The organism is Halopenitus salinus, assembly GCF_055397165.1.
In genome coordinates this window covers 1,090,019-1,107,566 of record NZ_AP043853.1, presented here as the reverse complement: position 1 = coordinate 1,107,566, position 17,548 = coordinate 1,090,019, and the positions used below count along the sequence as shown (strand labels likewise).

The 17,548-nt window shown below is 68.0% G+C and carries 19 protein-coding genes; 8 read left to right on the top strand and 11 right to left on the bottom strand.

Translation table 11 applies throughout. The annotated features are described in order from the left end of the window. Positions 1-16: 16 nt before the first annotated feature. A complete protein-coding gene (gene ppsA / locus ACZ5YD_RS07320; protein WP_379738977.1) occupies positions 17-2,332 on the bottom strand; it encodes a phosphoenolpyruvate synthase in 2,316 nt (771 codons plus the stop codon). Positions 2,333-2,485: 153 nt separating this feature from the next. Next, a complete protein-coding gene (locus ACZ5YD_RS07315) occupies positions 2,486-3,019 on the bottom strand; it encodes an inorganic diphosphatase (protein ID WP_379738974.1) in 534 nt (177 codons plus the stop codon). A 186-nt stretch (positions 3,020-3,205) separates the two neighbouring features. Here ACZ5YD_RS07315 and ACZ5YD_RS07310 point away from each other — a divergent pair, with 186 nt between their 5' ends. Then, a complete protein-coding gene (locus tag ACZ5YD_RS07310; protein WP_379738971.1) occupies positions 3,206-3,565 on the top strand; it encodes a PadR family transcriptional regulator in 360 nt (119 codons plus the stop codon). A gap of 51 nt (positions 3,566-3,616) precedes the next feature. Here ACZ5YD_RS07310 and ACZ5YD_RS07305 read toward each other — a convergent pair whose 3' ends face one another. Further along, positions 3,617-4,252, bottom strand: a complete 636-nt coding sequence (locus ACZ5YD_RS07305) for a DUF7108 domain-containing protein (protein ID WP_379738968.1) — start codon at positions 4,250-4,252, stop codon at positions 3,617-3,619. 82 nt (positions 4,253-4,334) lie between these two features. Then, positions 4,335-4,925 carry a ribonuclease HI gene (gene rnhA, locus ACZ5YD_RS07300; protein WP_379738965.1) on the bottom strand — a complete coding sequence of 197 codons (591 nt, stop codon included), beginning with the start codon at positions 4,923-4,925 and terminating at the stop codon, positions 4,335-4,337. Positions 4,926-5,054: 129 nt separating this feature from the next. Between rnhA and ACZ5YD_RS07295 the strand changes: the two genes are divergently transcribed. Both ACZ5YD_RS07295 and nreA read left to right on the top strand, forming a co-directional pair. Beyond that, positions 5,055-6,047, top strand: a complete 993-nt coding sequence (locus ACZ5YD_RS07295; protein WP_379738962.1) for a transcription initiation factor IIB — start codon at positions 5,055-5,057, stop codon at positions 6,045-6,047. A 175-nt stretch (positions 6,048-6,222) separates the two neighbouring features. Continuing rightward, positions 6,223-7,491, top strand: a complete 1,269-nt coding sequence (gene nreA / locus ACZ5YD_RS07290; RefSeq protein ID WP_379738959.1) for a DNA repair protein NreA — start codon at positions 6,223-6,225, stop codon at positions 7,489-7,491. 66 nt (positions 7,492-7,557) lie between these two features. Here the strand turns inward: nreA and ACZ5YD_RS07285 are convergent, their stop codons facing one another. Continuing rightward, positions 7,558-8,031, bottom strand: a complete 474-nt coding sequence (locus ACZ5YD_RS07285) for a DUF302 domain-containing protein (RefSeq protein WP_379738956.1) — start codon at positions 8,029-8,031, stop codon at positions 7,558-7,560. Positions 8,032-8,074: 43 nt separating this feature from the next. After that, on the bottom strand, positions 8,075-8,368 hold the full coding sequence (locus tag ACZ5YD_RS07280) for a DUF5789 family protein (RefSeq protein ID WP_379738953.1): 294 nt from the start codon (positions 8,366-8,368) through the stop codon (positions 8,075-8,077). Positions 8,369-8,640: 272 nt separating this feature from the next. On the opposite strand from ACZ5YD_RS07280, the gene ACZ5YD_RS07275 reads away from it, so the two are divergent. Continuing rightward, positions 8,641-9,726, top strand: coding sequence for a cell division protein CdpA domain-containing protein (locus ACZ5YD_RS07275; protein WP_379738951.1), 1,086 nt, complete (start codon positions 8,641-8,643; stop codon positions 9,724-9,726). Between the two features lie 12 nt (positions 9,727-9,738). On the opposite strand, the gene ACZ5YD_RS07270 is transcribed toward ACZ5YD_RS07275, so the two are convergent. Next, complete coding sequence (locus tag ACZ5YD_RS07270) at positions 9,739-10,212, bottom strand: Mut7-C RNAse domain-containing protein (protein ID WP_464384470.1); 474 nt, start codon at positions 10,210-10,212, stop codon at positions 9,739-9,741. A 134-nt stretch (positions 10,213-10,346) separates the two neighbouring features. Then, positions 10,347-12,095 (bottom strand): DNA polymerase/3'-5' exonuclease PolX, encoded by a 1,749-nt coding sequence (polX, locus tag ACZ5YD_RS07265; RefSeq protein WP_379738945.1) that lies wholly within the window; start codon positions 12,093-12,095, stop codon positions 10,347-10,349. 110 nt (positions 12,096-12,205) lie between these two features. Here polX and pth2 point away from each other — a divergent pair, with 110 nt between their 5' ends. The 3 genes from pth2 to ACZ5YD_RS07250 all read left to right on the top strand — a co-directional run bounded on the left by pth2 (position 12,206) and on the right by ACZ5YD_RS07250 (position 14,641). Continuing rightward, a complete protein-coding gene (gene pth2 / locus ACZ5YD_RS07260; RefSeq protein ID WP_379738942.1) occupies positions 12,206-12,544 on the top strand; it encodes a peptidyl-tRNA hydrolase Pth2 in 339 nt (112 codons plus the stop codon). 3 nt (positions 12,545-12,547) lie between these two features. Then, entirely contained in the window at positions 12,548-14,080 is a 1,533-nt protein-coding gene (gene truD / locus ACZ5YD_RS07255; RefSeq protein WP_379738939.1) for a tRNA pseudouridine(13) synthase TruD, read from the top strand. 102 nt (positions 14,081-14,182) lie between these two features. After that, positions 14,183-14,641 carry a transporter gene (locus ACZ5YD_RS07250; protein WP_379738936.1) on the top strand — a complete coding sequence of 153 codons (459 nt, stop codon included), beginning with the start codon at positions 14,183-14,185 and terminating at the stop codon, positions 14,639-14,641. A gap of 22 nt (positions 14,642-14,663) precedes the next feature. Here the strand turns inward: ACZ5YD_RS07250 and ACZ5YD_RS07245 are convergent, their stop codons facing one another. Both ACZ5YD_RS07245 and ACZ5YD_RS07240 read right to left on the bottom strand, forming a co-directional pair. Next, positions 14,664-15,590 carry a sulfide-dependent adenosine diphosphate thiazole synthase gene (locus ACZ5YD_RS07245; RefSeq protein ID WP_379738933.1) on the bottom strand — a complete coding sequence of 309 codons (927 nt, stop codon included), beginning with the start codon at positions 15,588-15,590 and terminating at the stop codon, positions 14,664-14,666. A 147-nt stretch (positions 15,591-15,737) separates the two neighbouring features. Continuing rightward, positions 15,738-16,028: a DUF7565 family protein gene (locus tag ACZ5YD_RS07240; protein WP_379738930.1), complete on the bottom strand. Its 291-nt coding sequence runs from the start codon at positions 16,026-16,028 to the stop codon at positions 15,738-15,740. 210 nt (positions 16,029-16,238) lie between these two features. On the opposite strand from ACZ5YD_RS07240, the gene ACZ5YD_RS07235 reads away from it, so the two are divergent. Continuing rightward, a complete protein-coding gene (locus ACZ5YD_RS07235; protein WP_379738927.1) occupies positions 16,239-17,000 on the top strand; it encodes a PHP domain-containing protein in 762 nt (253 codons plus the stop codon). Between the two features lie 28 nt (positions 17,001-17,028). On the opposite strand, the gene ACZ5YD_RS07230 is transcribed toward ACZ5YD_RS07235, so the two are convergent. Beyond that, the gene (locus ACZ5YD_RS07230) at positions 17,029-17,520 is read right to left on the bottom strand and encodes a metal-dependent hydrolase (RefSeq protein ID WP_379738924.1); all 492 of its coding nucleotides are present in this window, start codon (positions 17,518-17,520) and stop codon (positions 17,029-17,031) included. Positions 17,521-17,548 lie beyond the last annotated feature (28 nt).

Genomic DNA, 17,548 nt, shown 5'->3' with positions numbered 1-17,548 from the left:
CGATCGGTCCGTATCGCTATCGGACCGAGTCGAGCAACAGCCGCTGTTCCTTGCGCTTGACCTCGTGTTGGACGTCCCTAACGGCATCGATGTTCGCCGAGATCGACGAGACGCCGGCCTCGACGAGGAAATCGACCATCTCGGTCCGGGATCCGGCTTGCCCGCAGATGCTCGTGTCGACGTCGAGTTCGCGACACGTCTCGATCGTCCGCTCGATGAGCTCGAGGACGGCGGGGTGAAGCTCGTCGAACCGGTCGGCGACGTGTTCGTTGTTCCGGTCGACCGCGAGCGTGTACTGCGTCAGGTCGTTGGTCCCGAAGGAGGCGAAGTCGATCCCGGCCTCGGCGAGCTCCCGGATCATGAGCGCGCTCGCGGGCGTCTCGATCATCACGCCCCAGCTGCGCGCCTCGGGATCGATGCCCGCCGAGCGCATGTGCTCTCTCGCCTTCCTCACGTCCGTGGCGTCGTTGACGAGGGGAAACATCACCTCGACGTTGTCGTAGCCCATCTCGTAGAGCCGAGCGAACGCCGCCAGTTCGTGTTCGAAGACGTCCGGCTTGTCGAGGCTTCGGCGGAGCCCGCGCCAGCCGAGCATTGGGTTGTGCTCGTTCGGCTCGTCGTCGCCCCCCTCGAGTTCGCGAAACTCGTCCGTCGGCGCGTCCATCGTTCGAACCCGAACGGGTCGGGGGTAGAACTCGTCGGCGACGGTCCGGATCCCATCGATCAGTTCGTCCTGATAGGCGCGTGCGCCGTGTTCCGCGATGTAGCGCTCCGGCGTTTTCCCGAGCGTGAGCACCATGTGTTCGATGCGGAGCAGTCCGACCCCGTCGGCCCCCGTCGCGGCCGCTCGTTCCGCAGCTTCCGGGATGGAGACGTTCACCTTCACCTCCGTGGCGGTCATCGGCTTGACCGGCGTCTCCGGGCGTGCAGCCTCGACCGGCTCGCGTTCCTCCGCCGTCTCGGCTTGCTCGCCCGCGCCGGCGCGAACCGTCCCCTTGTCCCCGTCGATCGTGACCTGCTGGCCGTTCTCGAGCGCCTTCGTCCCCGATCCCGTTCCGACCACCGCCGGAACGCCGAGCTCCCGGGAGACGATCGCGGCGTGGCTCGTCATCCCGCCCTCGTCGGTGATGATCCCGGCCGCCCGTTTCATCGCGGGAACCATGTCCGGCATCGTCATCTCGGTTACCAGGACGTCGCCGTCCTGTACCTGGTCGAGGTGGTCGAGCTTGGTGACGATCCGGACGGCTCCCGAGACGATCCCCGGACTCGAGCCGATCCCCTGGATGAGGACGTCGTCCTCCTCGTTCGACGAGAGGCCGGTTCCACCCTCCTCGACCTCCATGCCCTCGTCGACGGTCGTTCCGTTCTCGCGTCCGTCCGACTCGTTTATCGTCGTTATGGGGCGCGACTGAAGCATGAACACCTCGTCGCCGACGATGGCCCACTCGACGTCCTGTGGCGTTCCGTAATGGTCCTCGACGAGTTCGCCAAGCGCGACGAGCTCCTCGATCTCCGCCTCCGTCAGCACTCTCGCGTCCCGCCGGTCCTCCGGAACCTCGCGTTCCGTGGTCTCGCCGGTCTCCGGGTCCTTTTCCATCATCACCTTCTTGTCGGCGATCGTGGCCTCGATCACCTCCTCGCTCGGCCGGTCGTAGACGTAGTTGTCGGGGGAGACGGAGCCGGAGACGACCGCCTCGCCGAGCCCCCAGGCCGCCTCGATGATGATCTGTGGATCCCCGCTCGATGGATGGCTCGTGAACATCACGCCGGACTTCTCGGCGTCGACCATCCGCTGTACCACGACGGCGATATCGACGTCCTCGTGGGGAAAGCCCTTCCGTTGGCGGTAGTAGATCGCCCGCTGGGTGAAGAGGGACGCCCAACAGTCCTTCACCCGTTCGAGCAGCTCCGCCTCGCGAACGTTGAGATAGGTGTCCTGTTGCCCGGCGAAGGACGCGTCCGGGAGATCCTCGGCCGTGGCCGAGGACCGAACCGCGACGAACGCCTCCGTTTGTCCCTCCCCGAGCTGGCGATAGTTCTCGAGGATCTCCTCGCGTACGTCGGCCGGGAGTTCGGTTCCGAGGATCAGCTCCCTCGCGCGCTCCTCCGCTTCGCGGAGCGCCGCGGAGTCCTCGGGATCGACGTCGACGGCCGCGAACAGCTCCTCGTCGATCCCCGCCTCCTCTATGAAGGTTCGGTACGTTTCGGCGGTCACGGTAAACCCCGGCGGGACCGGGAGCCCGGCGCCGGTGAGTTCACCGAGTGAGGCCGCCTTGCCGCCGACGGTATCGACGTCGTCGGCGTCCACGTCGTCCAGCCAGAGTACAGCCATTGCCTGTACCTTCGAATCCCCGAGACCACCAAAGAAACTTCCGAAGCGGATGTCCAGCAGTAATTATCACTCGAACGCGAGTAGTCATTTTCGCCAGGAGTCGACCCGATCGCCGTTTTGGTTGGGGGAGGGACCGTTATCGCGTCCTCGCGATCAAGCGACGTGTTCCTCGTAGAGCTCCTGTGCGTGTTCGATCGCGTCCTTGGCCGCGTCGGCGTCCTCCCAGCCGAGCGTTTCGACCTCCTTGCCCTCCTCGAGGTTCTTGTAGGTCGCGAAGAACTCGTCTATCTCGTCTCTGGTCTGTTTCGGAATGTCCTCGATATCTTCCATGTGGTCGTACCGCGGGTCCTCGCTCGGAACCGCGATCACCTTGTCGTCCTGCTCGCCGTCGTCGTCCATCCGCATCAACGCGATGGGGCGGGCCTCGATGACGCAACCGGGGAAGGTCGCGTCCTCGACGAGGACCAACACGTCGAAGGGGTCCTCGTCGTCGTAGTACGACCGGGGGATGAACCCGTAGTCGGAGGGGTAATGCACGTTCGAGTGCAGGACGCGATCGAGCACGACGCCGGGCACGTCCTTGTCGTACTCGTATTTGTTCCGTTCGCCCTTCAGACACTCGACGACCGCGTAGATGGTTTCCGGCGGATTCGGTCCCGTCTCGAGTTCCGTCCAGAGGTTCGTCATACGTCCCCTCGTGCGGCCAACGGCTCCAAAGCCCTTTCGGGTTCGGTCGCCGGAAACGTCACACGTCCGGAGCCTGAAATCCCGGTGTACGGCGGAATCCGGCCGCTCGTAGTACGTCGGCAATTCGCCAGCCCGGAGTCGATCCGCTTGCGAAGCGTTATATATACGGGTGTCATGCCTCGAACCATGTCAGAGGCACAATCCGTTCGTGCCAGGGGAAGCGTCATCAGCGAGTTGACCGCGTTTCAACAGAACATCCTCGTCATCCTCTCGCGGGAGACGATGTACGGACTCGCGATCAAACGCGAGCTCGAGGAGTACTACGGCGAGGACGTCAACCACGGGCGGCTCTACCCGAACCTGGACGACCTCGTCGAACTCGGGCTGATCGAAAAGAGCGAGCTGGACAAACGGACGAACCAGTACGAGCTGACCGAGGAGGGACACGACGCCGTCCTCGATCGCCTCGATTGGATCCTCTCGAAGTTCCTCACCGACGCGGAACGTGCCGGCCAGATCCGCGATCTCGTCGAGGACCGTCGGTAGCTCCGAGGTTCCGCCGGGACCCACGCGGATCCTGATCCGTTCTCTCGGCCGCTATTCGTTTCGCTTCTCGAGGTGCTCCTCGAGAAGCTCGAGGGACCGATCGACGATCGCCCGCTGGTCCTCGTTCGGCCAGGCGTTCCGCGGGTAGTACTCCTCGAGGAACTCCTTGCGGTCGTCGATCGTCGCCTCCTCGAGGCTCCGCACGTGGTGGTTCTCGAGGAACGTCGCGTACGCGCGCGCGTTCTCGGCGTGGTCGATGCCGTACTCGGCCTCGAACCGGTCGAGGATGGTCGCGTTCTCCTCCGTAACTCCCTCGTAGCGGTCCGGATCGCCGGCTCCCGAAAGCGGCCGCTCCACGGCCCGCTCCGTCTCCTCGATCCGGTCGAGCTGTACCGTTCCGTCGGCCATCCACTCGCTCGGGTACAGGACGAGCGTGTCGTCGTCCTCCCGTACTCGCGGCGTGTATCCGTGTTCGTCCGCGAGTTCCGACCGGTGGTCACGATAGGCGTCCGCGGCGTCCGGATCGCTCGCGTTTCGTGCAAGCCGGGTGAGTCGCTCCGCCTCCTCCACCGCGTCCTCGGGGATGTCCGGAGCGCGCTCGCCCTCGTTCGCTGCGCTCTCGAACGCGTGGTCCCCACCGTCGCTCCCGGCGGTTTCGGCTTCCGACTCCTCGAACCGTTCGGTCATCACGTGTTCGATGTCGTCGCGGGCGTTTCACTCGTTCGCTTCGGGACGCTCGTTCGTTTCTGGACGTCCCTTCGATTCGGGTCTATCCGTCGAGCGCCTCGTTCGCGAGGTCGTCCGCACGGCCGTTCACCGACCGGGGAACGTGGGCGATCGAGAACCGATCGAACTCCTCCAGCAGCGACCGCGCCTCGACCCGGTATTCGCGGAGCGTGGGATCGTTCGTGTTCCACTCCCCGCGGACCTGCTTTACGATCAGCTCGGAGTCCCCCCGGACGTCGACCTCGTCGAACCCGTACTCGCCGGCGGCCCGCAGTGCCGCCAGTAGCGCCTCGTATTCCGCCTGGTTGTTGGTCATCTTCCCGATCCGCCGTCCTCCCTCGGCGACGATCCCGTCGCTCGTCACGAGACACCACCCGACCGCCGCCGGCCCCGGGTTGCCGCGGGAGGCCCCGTCGAAGTAGACGTGGGCCCGACCGCTCTCCTCGGAAAGCAGCCCCGTGATCGCGGTCGGGTTCCGCCCCTGTACGACCACGGAATCGTCGTAGGCCACCGCGACCGCCCCGTCACGTTCGGCCCGCCAGCGTTCGTGGTCGGTGTTTCCCGCCTCGATCTCGACGCCCGCCTCCGCGAGTCGCTCGCGGGCGGCGTCGGGATCGCAGTCGATGGTCGGCATCGTTCCGGTCCTCACGCTCCCTCGCCAAAGGGCCCTCGATCGGCCGTGGAGCGAACCGTGACGTCGGGAAAATCGCCCGAACTTCGGCCGAACTTTTAACACCGTCGGCTGGACTACTATATAAATGCGATGACACGGCCAACCCGTCAGCGGGAGCATGATCGCCGGCGCACGCGTCAAGACGAGGAGCAAACGGCCGAGGAGGGTGAAGACGAGGCGGCCGCCGACGAGATCGACGTCGACGACCTCGATCCCGAGGAACTGACGCGGACGGCCGACGGGGAACTCATTCACGAGGAGACCGGCCTCATCATCGAGGAGGAGCGGATCGACCCCGGCCCCGAGTGGCGGGCGTTCAACCACTCCGAGCGCCAGGAGAAGTCCCGTGTCGGTGCCCCGACCACGAAGACGATGCACGACAAGGGGTTGACGACGACGATCGACTGGAAGGACAAGGACGCCTACGGCCGGTCGCTCTCCTCGGAGAAGCGCTCGCAGATGCACCGGCTGCGCAAGTGGCAAGAGCGCATCCGCACGAAGGACGCGGGCGAGCGAAACCTCCAGTTCGCGCTCTCGGAGATCGACCGCATGGCCTCCGCGCTCGGCGTGCCCCGGTCGGTCCGGGAGGTCGCGTCCGTGATCTATCGACGGGCGCTCGACGAGGACCTCATCCGCGGCCGGTCGATCGAGGGCGTCTCCACCTCCGCGCTCTATGCCGCCTGTCGCAAGGAGGGGATCCCCCGCTCGCTCGAGGAGATCTCGGAGGTCTCGAGGGTCGAACGCAAGGAGATCGGCCGGACGTATCGGTACATCTCCCAGGAGCTCGGACTCGAGATGCGGCCCGTCGACCCGAAGAAGTACGTTCCCCGCTTCTGTTCGGAGCTGGAGCTCTCCGAGGAGGTCCAATCGAAGGCCAACGAGATCATCGAGACGACGGCCGAACAGGGTCTCCTCTCGGGCAAATCCCCGACGGGCTACGCCGCGGCGGCGATCTACGCCGCCTCGCTTCTGTGCAACGAGAAGAAGACCCAACGCGAGGTCGCAAGCGTCGCGCAGGTGACCGAGGTCACCATCCGCAACCGGTATCAAGAGCAGATCGAGGCGATGGGCATCCCGAGTTAGCCGAACTGCGATCCTAACCCGCGGTCGGACCGCCCCGAACGGATCGCCGATCGAACCGGCCCGAACGGATCGCCGATCGAACCGGCCCGAACGGATCGCCGATCGAACCGGCCCGAACGGATCGCCGATCGAACCGGACAAGCTTCAAGCCGGTCGGTCACGAAGCCATGATCGAATGCGGCTCGACGAGTTCGTGGAGTTCGAGCGGAACGAGCGGGCCGAGCGGCGACGCCTCGCCGAGCAGAAGGACTACGCGATCCTCGACCACGTCGAGACCTTTCAGGACCGCTTCGAGGAGTCGCTTTCGGGCGATTCGCTCGTCGGCTCCGTCTCGCCGTCGATCTTCGTCGGACGATCGAACTACCCGAACGTCTCGACCGGAATCCTCTCTCCGGTCGGTCGCGAGGACCGGGCCGATCAGTTCCGGACCTCCGGCGCCTGGTACGACGAGGGCGTCTCCATCGCGGACGTCTTCGAGCGACGGACCAGCCTGCTCAACTCCAACCGTCCCACCGACGTCGACTCCGTCCACGACGCCTGGGACGGCTGGCTCGGGACCCAACGCGAGGTCGCGATCGCCGACCGGCCGGTGGACGTCGAGATCGGCCTCGGGTCGAAGCCCGACCTCGATCTCGACGTCGACGCGACCGACATGGGCGCCCCGGTCGGACCGAGCGCCCGCGCCCGGGATGCGACCCTCGGCGAGAATCCACACGTGCCGCGACCCGTCGAGAAGACCCTGGAGGACGACGACTGGCGCGCCCAGGGGGCGATGACCTACCTCTATCGCCGCGGGTTCGACGTCTACGACATCAACTCGATCCTCTCGGCCGGCGCGCTCGGCCGCGGCGAGAACCGCCGGCTCGTGCCGACCCGCTGGTCGATCACGGCCGTCGACGACACGATCGGCCAGTACCTCCGCGGGACGATCCGCGACGCGCCGAGCGTCGACGGCGTCGAGATCCACCGCAACGAGTACCTCGGGAACGCCTTCTGGGTGATCCTCGCGCCCGGCCGGTGGGAATACGAGCTGATGGAGATGAAGGCGCCCGGCAGCGTGTGGAACCCGGATCCGGAGGCCGGAACCTACCTCGCCGCGGCCCACGAGAACCGCGAGGGCCGGACGAGCTACGTCGACGAGACCGCGGGCGCCTACTACGCCGCCCGCCTCGGCGTGCTCGAACACCTCTCCGATCGCGACCGGCAGGCCAAGGCCATCGTCCTCCGGCACGTCTCCGACGAGTACTGGGGACCCGTCGGCGTCTGGCAGGTCCGCGAGTCCGTCAGAAACGCCTTCGAGGGCGAACACGGCACCGCCGAGAGCTTCGGCGAGGCGGTCCGCGGCGTCGCCGAGCATCTGCCGGTCTCGCTTTCGGACCTTCGACGAAAGTCCACGATGGCCGCCGGGTTGCAGACCGACCTCCGGTCGTTCGTCGACGGGTGAGCCGGTCGACATCGACGGGTGACTCCACCGGTTCCGGTCGTCGTCGGCTCGGGCGTCTCGTTGCCGCTACCCCTCGAGTGCGACGTCGAGGTCCGCGAGCCGGTCGAACGTCTCCGTAACCATCTCGCCGGTCTCCGAGATGATGGCCTCCATCTCCTCGGTCTCGGCCTCCTCGACCATCCCGAGCAGTCGGGCGATCCGCATGATCGAGACGTGATAGACACGCTGTCTCCCCGGTTCGATCTGGGCGATCACCATGTTACACGGGAACAGCGCGCCGATGTCCCCGCCGGTCGCATCGAGCGCGCGGTCGGCCACCGCCGGGTTGCACGCGCCGAGCACGTAGTAGGGATCCCGGTCGGCGTCGACCTTCTCGTTCAACAGGTCGGACGGGGAGAACTCGACGGGGAAGCCGAACCCGACCGCGGAACACGTCCGACGAACGTGTTCGATCGCCGATTCGTGATCCGTCTCGAGGACCAGCTCCTCCTCGCCGAAATCCTCGCCATCGATCGCCGCGGGATCGAACGGAAGCGTCATGCCCGGTTATCCGTTCCGAGGGGAGAAAAGCGGTGGTGGTCGGTCACTCGGTCGCGACCGGTCCGCGGCCGACCACGTCCTCGACGGCCTCGATGAACGCCCGACGGGTCTCGAAGAAGGTCTCGTCGGTCTCCTCGAGCACCGCGGACAGCTCGCGCGGGCCCTCCGGCGTCCGGATCGTCGAGGAGCCCTCCTGGGCCGCGACGTCGCCGTTCGACTTCGGCCAGACGAGCCGCGAGGCCACGCGCGCCACGGGCTGTCCCTCGATCGTCCGTTCCTCGCCGAGTTCGACCGCCGGTTCCGTCTCCTCCGTTTCCTCCTCGGCGTCCTCGCTCATACCCGGAGATACCCGAGCGTCCGTGTAATTCTTTCGAAGCGATCGCTTTCGCCCCGCGCCACACCGCATTACACTGCGCCGCCCCCACCGCACCACACCGCATTACACTGCGCCGCCCACACCGCACCACACCGCTTCCCCATACCGCATCACATCGCGCCGCCCCACACCGCGCCGCCCCACACCGCGCCGCTCCGTTCCGCCTCCTCGATCCTCCTTCGTCACGCGCCCGTCTGACGTAGTGTTTTGGGGATGGACCACGAACGACGCGTATGACCAGTCTCTCGGAGGTGTACGGGGACGGGGGACGTTCGACGACGAGCCTCCGGCGGCTGTACCTCGGGGTCGGGCTCTTCGTCGTCGGCATCCTGCTCATCGTGGCCGGGATCGTCGCCGCGGGAACCGACCTCATCCCGTCGATGGAGGCCTACAGCCTCGCCGACGCGCGGTGGATCGGCGGGATCCTCGGCGGGATCGGGCTGCCGCTTTCGATGCTCGGCGTCATGAGCGTCCTTCCGGCCGGTCGAACCACTCGCGCGGCGTCGATCGTCGGCGCCTCGGTGATGGGGCTCGGGGTCGCGCTGTTCTCCTACGCGTATCCCTACCACTGGATCAACAGCCCGCGCCCGGAACTCGTCGACCTCACGCTGCCGACCGCCGGCGTCTACTTCCTCGGCGCCGCGACCACCTTCTGGTGTTTGTTCGTCGGCGTCGCCAACTTCAAGACCCGAAACGATCCCGGCGGCACCGTCACGCTGGAGGTCACCCACGAGGGCGAAACCCGCTACGTCGAGGTCGAACGCAGCCAGCTCGACGGCGTCGGCGGCGTCGGCCTGCTCGGCGGCACGCCCGACGGGTCGGTCGAGACGCAGACCAACGACCCCGACGCCAACCGGATCGGCGAGGAGGACGTCTCGGTGACCACCGGTTCGGGGTCCTCCCTCGCGTCGGGCTCGTCGACCGGCTCCCGGTCCGGATCCTCGCCGACCGGCGGCCTCGGAACCCCGAGCGTCAGCGACGGCGGCTCCGAGCCGGAACGGATCTCCACGCCGACCGGCTCCGGACGCTCGGACTCGTCCGGGTCACGAACCTCCTCGACCACTTCCGGACACTCCGGAAAGGCCGGAGACCCCGATCGGCGCGGACGCAAGGAGTGGCCCGATCCCTGCCCGGGGGGAACCGCTCCCGATCGGAGCTCCGATCGTGGGTCGGACGAACCCGAACGGCGCTCCAAGGATCGACGTTCGGAGGATCGACGCTCGAAGGGTCGGAACGGGATCGACCGGAACTCCACCGTCGAGAACGCGGGTCCGGAAACCGACGGTGGCGAGGACGAGGACGTCGAGTTCATCGAGTGAATCGCGGCCTCGCTACTTCTCGCGGTCCGAATCGTTCCCGACGTTCGCGAGTTCCTCCGCGACGCGCTCCCAGTGGCTTCCGCGCCAGAACCGGTGTCCACAGTCGCGACACCGCCAGATCGGACGGTCGTCGGGAACGTGGTCCGGACGATCGCCGGAGACGTGCGACGACCGCTCACCGTCCGCTGGGGCGTTCTCCGATCGTTCGAGCCGACCGTTGCAGCGGCCACATCGCCGCGGCTCGTCCGCGATGGTCGCGTCCACGCCCTCCTCGGCGAGCTCCGCGAGCTGGTCGGTCACCGCCCGTTCGGTCACGAGGATCGCGTCCGTGGCGCGCTCGGCGAGTTCCACGTCCCGGGTGATCAGGGTTCGGTTCTCCTCGCGCACGATCGACAGGATCCGGTCGTCATCCTCGACGCCCCGATCGAGCGCGTAGGCGGCGTCGTAGCCGCAAAACCGGAGGTATCTCGCGAGCCGGCCGCACATTACGTCGAGGAGAAACCGGGCGTTCTCGCGGCTTCGACACGCCTCGTCGTCGCGTCTTCGTTCTGTATCGTCGCCACGATCCCGATCCGTGTCCCCGTCGCGCTCCTCGCCGGTCCCGGTCTCGGAGTCGCCAGTCACGCCTCGAGGAAGGCCCGCAGCTCCTCGGCGGAGCGCGTGTTGATCACGTCCGCGCGCTCGGCCCACCCCCGCCTGGCGGTGTGGACGCCGTAGCGGACGTGCTCGAGCTCCCGCGGCGAGTGCGCGTCGGTGTCGATCGCGATCGTGGCGCCGGCCTCGATCACCGCCCGAACCGCCTCGCCGTTCGCGTCGAGGCGCGCCGGGTTCGCGTTCACCTCGACGGCCACACCCTCTCGGGCGGCCGCCTCGCCGATCCGGTCGAAATCGAGGCTCAGCCCCGGCCGCCCGTTGATGATCCGGCCGGTCGGGTGCCCGAGGACGTCGACCGCCGGGTGCTCGATCGCCCGAACGAGCCGCTCCGTCGCGCCCTCGTCGCTTCCCAGCCCGGAGTGCGGCGAGGCGATGACGATATCGAGGTCGGCGAGCACGTCCGCGTCCGTCGAGAGTCCGCCGTCGGCGTCGACGTTCGCCTCGACGCCGTGAAGAACGTCGATCGATGCCTCCTCGCGGACCGCCGAGACCGCCTCGGCCTGTTCGGCGAGTTCGTCCGCGTCCAGCCCGACGCCGCCGACGATCCCGGGACCGCTCGCGTGGTCCGTGACGGCGTGGTAGTCGTAGCCCCGCTCCGCCGCGGCCTCGACCATCTCCGCGATCGTGTAGTCCCCGTCCGACCAGTCGGTGTGGGTGTGGAGGTCGCCGCGGACGTCGCCCTCCTCGAGGAGGTCCGGAAGCCGGTCCTCGGCCGCGGCCGCCACCTCGCCCGTGTTCTCGCGGAGCTCCGGCGGGATCCACGCCATCTCCAGCGCGTCGTAGACGCCCGTCTCGGTCTCGCCGGCGACTCGATCCCCCACGCGCTGGCCGGCGTCCGGGTCGTCGACGTCGCTCACGTCGAAGACCCCGTACTCGTTCACCTTCAGCCCGCGGTCGATCGCGCGGTTGCGGACCGCGATGTTGTGGTCCCGCGACCCGGTGAAGTACTGGAGTGCGGCGCCGAACTCCTCGATCGCGACCACGCGGAGGTCGACCCGGAGCCCGTTCGCACGGACGCTCGCCTTGTTCGTGCCGGCCTCGATCGTCGCGTCCGCCTCCGGCCAGTCGACGAGCGCCTCGACGACCGCCTCCCGGTCGTCGCTGGCGACGAGCACGTCGACGTCCCCGATCGTGTCGCGCCACCGCCGGATCGACCCGCAGACCTCGAGTTTGGTCACCGCCTCCCGATCGGCGAGGTACGACAGCGCGGCGTCGGCCACCGGCCGGGCGTCGCCGAGCCGGTCGCGCTCTTGGGCCTTCCGTGCGAACGGAACGTTCTCGAGGACGTTCTCCTCGGTCTTCGCGCCGAACCCCTTGATCTCGCGGATCTCGCCCGCCTCCGCGGCCGCCTCCAGCTCGTCGAGCGTCGTGATCCCGAGCTCCTCGTACAGCGTTCCGACCGTCTTCGGGCCGACCCCCTCGACGCGGGTGAGCGCGGTCATGTCGACCGGCAGCTCCTCGCGCAGCTCCTCGAGTTCGGCGATCGAGCCGGTCCGGACGTACTCGACGATCTTCGAGGCGATCGCCTCGCCGACGCGGTCGATCTCCTCGAGCGCCGCCTCCCCCTCGCCGGCGAGCCCCTCGACCGGCGCCGGGTGATCGCGGACGTTCTCGGCCGCCCGACGGTACGCCGTGGGCTTGTACTCGACCCCCTTCGCCTCCAGGAGGTCCGCGAACTCCTCGAGGACGCTCGCGATCTCGTCGTTGCGGCTCATTCGTCCGGGTGGTTCGATCCCGACCCCCTTAAGCGAGCCGTCGAACGGGAGCGACCCCGTCGACGGGGACGCCTGAAAACAGCTAAACCCGTGGACGCGGAAGCGAGGCCATGAAACAGGCCATCGTCGCCAGGGCCGATCTCGGTATGGGCGAGGGGAAACTCGCCGCCCAGGTCGCACACGCCTCGCTTTCGGCCTACGAGGACGCCTCCTCGTCCGTCCGAAAGCGCTGGAAGGGGGACGGACAGAAGAAGGTCGTCCTCCGGGGCGACTCCGAGAGCCAGCTGTTCGAGCTCGCCGACCGGGCCGACCGCGAGGGGCTTCCCTACGCGATCGTCCGCGACGCGGGCCACACACAGCTCGAGCCCGGAACCGTGAGCGCGCTCGCGGTCGGCCCCGGATCGGAGGACCTCGTCGATCGGGTCACCGGGGACCTCCCGCTCTACTGACCGATGCGTCCCGCACACCCCCTCGAGCGCGCGGTCGGGATCGAGTGGTACGTCTCCGACGTCGAGGGGATCGGCGGTCGGCTGCGCGCGTCCCCAGAGGACTTCCGGGTCCGCGAGCTGGAGGCGTTCGAGGCCGTTCCCCTCGAGGAGCACCGCGGCGACCGCGGCGCGTACCCGGAGCTCGTCGTCCGCGTGCGGCTCTCGAACTGGGACACGAACGACTTCGCGCGACGGCTCACGAACGCGCTCGGGATCAGCCGCGAGCGCGTCTCCTGGGCCGGAACGAAGGACAAACGCGCCGTGACAACCCAGCTCATGACCGTCAGGGACGCAGATCCCGAGGCGGTCCGCGAGGTCGCGGACGCCATCGACGGGGCGACGATCGAGGTCGTCGGACTGGCCGGGCGACCGATCTCCTTCGGGGATCTCGCGGGAAACGCCTTCGAGATCCGGATCCGGGGAACCGACGTCGGCTCCGACGACCCCGATGGAAGCGCGGCCGTCGAGGACGATCCGGTCTCCCGCGCCCGCGAGATCGCCGACGAACTTCGAGCGTTCGGTCGCGGGGTGGACGCGATCGAAAGCGACGCCGGGAACGACGCTTCGGCCCCGGATCCGGGCGATCCGGTCGCGGTTCCGAACTACTTCGGCCAACAGCGGTTCGGCAGCATTCGGCCGGTCACCCACGAGGTCGGCCTCGCGATCGTTCGCGGCGAGTGGCGCGAGGCCGTCCGAACCTACGTCGGCAACCCCGCCGAGGCGGAACCCGATGACACGCGGGAGGCCCGGGCGTTCGTCGACGAGCAGTTCGCAAGCGGGGACCCGGACTGGGCGGCCTGCCTCGAGCGGGTCCCCCGCCGGCTTCGGTTCGAACGGGCGATGCTCCACCGGCTCGAGGAGTGGGACGGTGACCGTTCCGCCGGCGCGACCGACGGTGACACGGACGACGACGTGGCCGCGGACCGCGATATCGACGACCCGGGGGAGACCGACGGCGGCCGCTGGCGACACGCGCTCGAGGCCGTCCCCTCGAACCTCCAACGGCTGTTCGTCAACGCCGCCCAGTCGTACCTGTTCAACCGGATCGTGAGCGAACGGCTCGATCGGGGACTTCCGTTCCACGAGCCGGTCGCCGGCGACGTCGTCTGTTTCGCGGACGCCGACGCCCCCGAGGATCTGTCGCTTCCGGACGTCGATCGACTCCAGCGCGTGGACGAGGACCGCGTCTCGGTGATGCGACGCCACTGTGAGCGAAACCGGGCGTTCGTCACCGCGCCGCTCGTCGGGACCGACACCGAGCTGGCCGGCGGCGAGCCGGGGGAGATCGAACGCGAAGTCCTCTCCGCCGCCGGCGTCGTCCCCGACGACTTCTCGCTTCCCGACGAGTTCGACTCGAGCGGCACGCGCCGGGCGATCCTCCTTCGAACCGACCTCTCCGTCGACGACGACCTCCGGTTCGCGTTCACGCTGCCGAGCGGGAGCTACGCGACGGTCCTCCTGCGGGAGTTCACGAAGAACGGGCCCCTCGATCGGTGAGCGACCCTCGGTCGCTGGATCGCTCCCGCTCGACGCGCCCGCTTCGAGTCCGATCGCGGCGTCATCACCGAATTATAAGGATCCGGCGTACCAACCGATCGCATGGACATCGTACCCGCCTCGGTGTGGACGCTCCACGTCGCCTTCGCGGCGCTTTGGACCGGCAGCGTGCTGTTCGTGACCGCGACGGTGATACCGGCGGGCGCCGCCGGCGACGTCGGCGCCGAGGCGCTTTCGGCCATCGTCGGTCGGCTCCGCACGTTCACCCGCGTGTCCGCGCTCGTGTTGTTCCTCACCGGCGGCCACATGGCCGGGACGACCTACACCGTCGAGCGGCTGACCGGGACCGGCCGCGGTCACCTCGTCTTGAGCATGCTCGTCCTCTGGTTGGTTCTCGCGGGGATCGTCGAGGCCGGATCCGGAAAACTCCTCTCGGGGCTCGATGCGGGCAAGCTGCGCGAGCCGGTTCGCGAGTCGCGAACCCTCTTTCGTGCCGCCGCGGCGGTCTCCGTCCTCCTCTTGATAACGGGCGGCGTGCTCGCGAGCAACGTCGTCGCCTAGGCGTTCGCCGCCCGCGGACGCCTCAGTCGTCGGCCGGCGCCGGCGAGGAGAACCCGACGTCGGTGGCGTCGATGCCTAGCTCGTCGATCGCGGTCTGTGCGGCCTGCTTGCCCGAGACGAGCATCGCGCCGAAGGTCGGGCCCATTCGCGGGAGGCCGTAGGCGGTCGCCACCGACATGCCCGTGGCGATCAGTCCGTCGTGGACGACGCCCGTGTGTTCGACGACGGCGTCCTCGCTCTGGGAGACCCACATCGAGTCGTGGCCGGGCGAGTCGTGGCCGGGCGCGCCGTACTGCTCGTCGCCGGTCTCGTCCATGCCGGTGTTGTGTTCCTTCGCGTGTTGGATGCCGGGCGCCTCGAAGACGCCGCGCTCGTCGAGCTTGCTGATCGCGACGGCCTCGTGGCCGGTCGCGTCGATGACGAGTTCGGACTCGACCGCGATCGGGTCGACGCAGGTGATCTCGCGGGGCAGCGCGTGCACCGGCGTCCAGTTCATCACGATCCCCCCGACGCGGTGGTCGTCGCGGACCACGATGTCGGTGAACTCCGTCATGTTCTGGACCTTCGCGCCGGCGTCGCAGGCGGCCTTGATCAGTCCCGAACAGGCTTCCGGACCGTTCGCGACGTAGAGGTCCTCCGAGTCGGCCGCCTCGGTGTAGTCGACGTCGAGCTCGTCGAGGACGTTCTGGGCCGGGTCACGGACGGTGACCTTGTTCATCAGGAAGCCGCCGAGCCAGAAGCCCCCGCCGAGGTAGTTGTTCTTCTCCACGATCATCACCTTCACGCCGCGTTCCGCGAGTTCCTTGGCCGCCATCAGTCCCGAGGGACCGCCGCCGACGACGATCACCTCGGACTCCGAGAACTCGAGGAACTCCTCGGACCACTGTTCGCCGATCGCACGCGTGACTTCCGTCTCGCTCACGTCGCTGAACGTGTTGAACTCGGGCATACAACTGAATAATATTCCTCGGTTGTATTATCGGTTGTGGTTCTCTCCGCTCGGGAGTTCCTGAAACGATCGAGGAGCCGTCTCGCGCGGCTACCCGTTCGATGCGAATCGTCCCCGCTGTTCGGTAGAAGCGAAGCGTTCCGTCCCCTACTCGTTCAACCGCTCGACGACCGCCTGGAGGTCGGCGGTCGCCTCGACGTCCGATTTGATCCGCTCGCGTCTGCGTACCTCCTCGGCGTCGGCGTCGTAGGCGCGGACGTACTCCGCGCGCGTGTGCTCGTTGAACGCGTGGCGGATCGCGAAGTAGCCGTCGGGGACGACCGTCCCACACACCTTGCACTCGTGGCGTCGATGATCGGTCGTCTGGTGGATGATCGCGGGCTCGACGGACTCGAAGGTCTCGTGACATCCGCCGATGCCGCACGTCCAGGGGGACATGACCGGGGAAACGCTCCCGCTCGCATTAATCGTTTTCCTCGTCTTCCGACCGCTCGGTTCTCGACCCTCGATCGACCGGTCATCCTCCCGATCGACCGGCTCTCGTCTCCCGGTCGTTTCCTCCTCATCGCCCGATCGCGGTGGCCTCGCTTCCCCGCCGTTCCGCCGCGGAGCGACACGCCTTTGCTCTACGAGACAGACCCCTCGAACGTGCCAGACCGCGGGACTCGAATCGACGCGCACGTGAAGGTGCTCGACGATCGCGTCGTCGCGCGCGCGAAGGCGCGCGGACTCGACGGGATCGTCTACGCCCCTCACTTCCGCCGGCTGCCGGACGTCCGCGAGCGGGCGGAGCAGTTCTCGGACGACGACCTGCTCGTCGTCCCCGCCCGCGAGGTGTTCACCGGCGACTGGCGGAACCGTCGACACCTCCTCGCGCTCGGCCTCTCGGATCCGATCCCCGACTTCATCACCTTCGAGGGCGCGATGGCGGAGCTCGACCGCCAGGACGCCGCGATCCTCGTTCCCCATCCGGCCTTCGCCACCGTGTCGCTCACGCGTCCCGAGATCGACGCCCACGGCGCCCGCATCGACGCGATCGAGACCTACAACGCGAAGCTGCTCGCCCACCAGAACCGACGGGCCGGGGACATCGCGGACGACCTCGATCTCCCCGCGTTCGGGTCCTCCTACGCCCACCTGCCGTGGACGACCGGGGAGGCTTGGACGGACTTCGAGGGGGACCTCACAACCGAGGCGGACGTCGTCGAGGCGTTCAAGACGGCCACGCCCCGCCGAGTGGTCCACCGATCGGACGCGGGCCACCACCTCGCCGGCGCGGTCGAGTTCGCCCACCTCGCCTACGAGAACACCTGGAAGCGACTCGACCGGATGCTGCTCTCCGGCGAGGACCCCACGAACCCCCACGGGGTCTTCTACGAGGGTCGGTTCGACGACGTCGCGGTGTACTGACGCCCGGCCGTCGCCACGGTCGACGACCTCAGATCCCGATCGCCTGCGAGACCGTCGCCACGTCGACGTCGAGGTCGACGACGTAGGTGTGGACGGCCCAGAAGGCGGCGATCTCGAGGGCGGTGATGATCACGGTCACGAGGTCCGCGTACTTGCTGGAGGTGGTCACCCCGAACGGCAGCGAGAACTCGCTGTCGGAAAGGGGGTGAAACAGCGCGATCCCTCGCCTGCTGCCGATCAGATCGAGCAGGTAGTGGGTGAGGACGCCGACCCAGACGAACTGGAGGTTGTCGAAGACGATCGGATAGGCCATCACGACCGCGAGCACCGGCAGGCTGTGGAGCGTCTTCCGGTGTTTGCCGAAGGCCGTATCCACGTCCGGGAACAGCGCCCCGAGGACGATGGGGACCGTGATCTGGGCGATCTTCCGTCCCGTGGCGACGTCGACGGCGGGCTCGAGCACGAATCCGAGTCCGACGGCGAGCAACAGCGCGTTCAGCACGTGGCCGCGTTTGTTCATCGAGCGGGTATCGGACGCCCCCCGACTC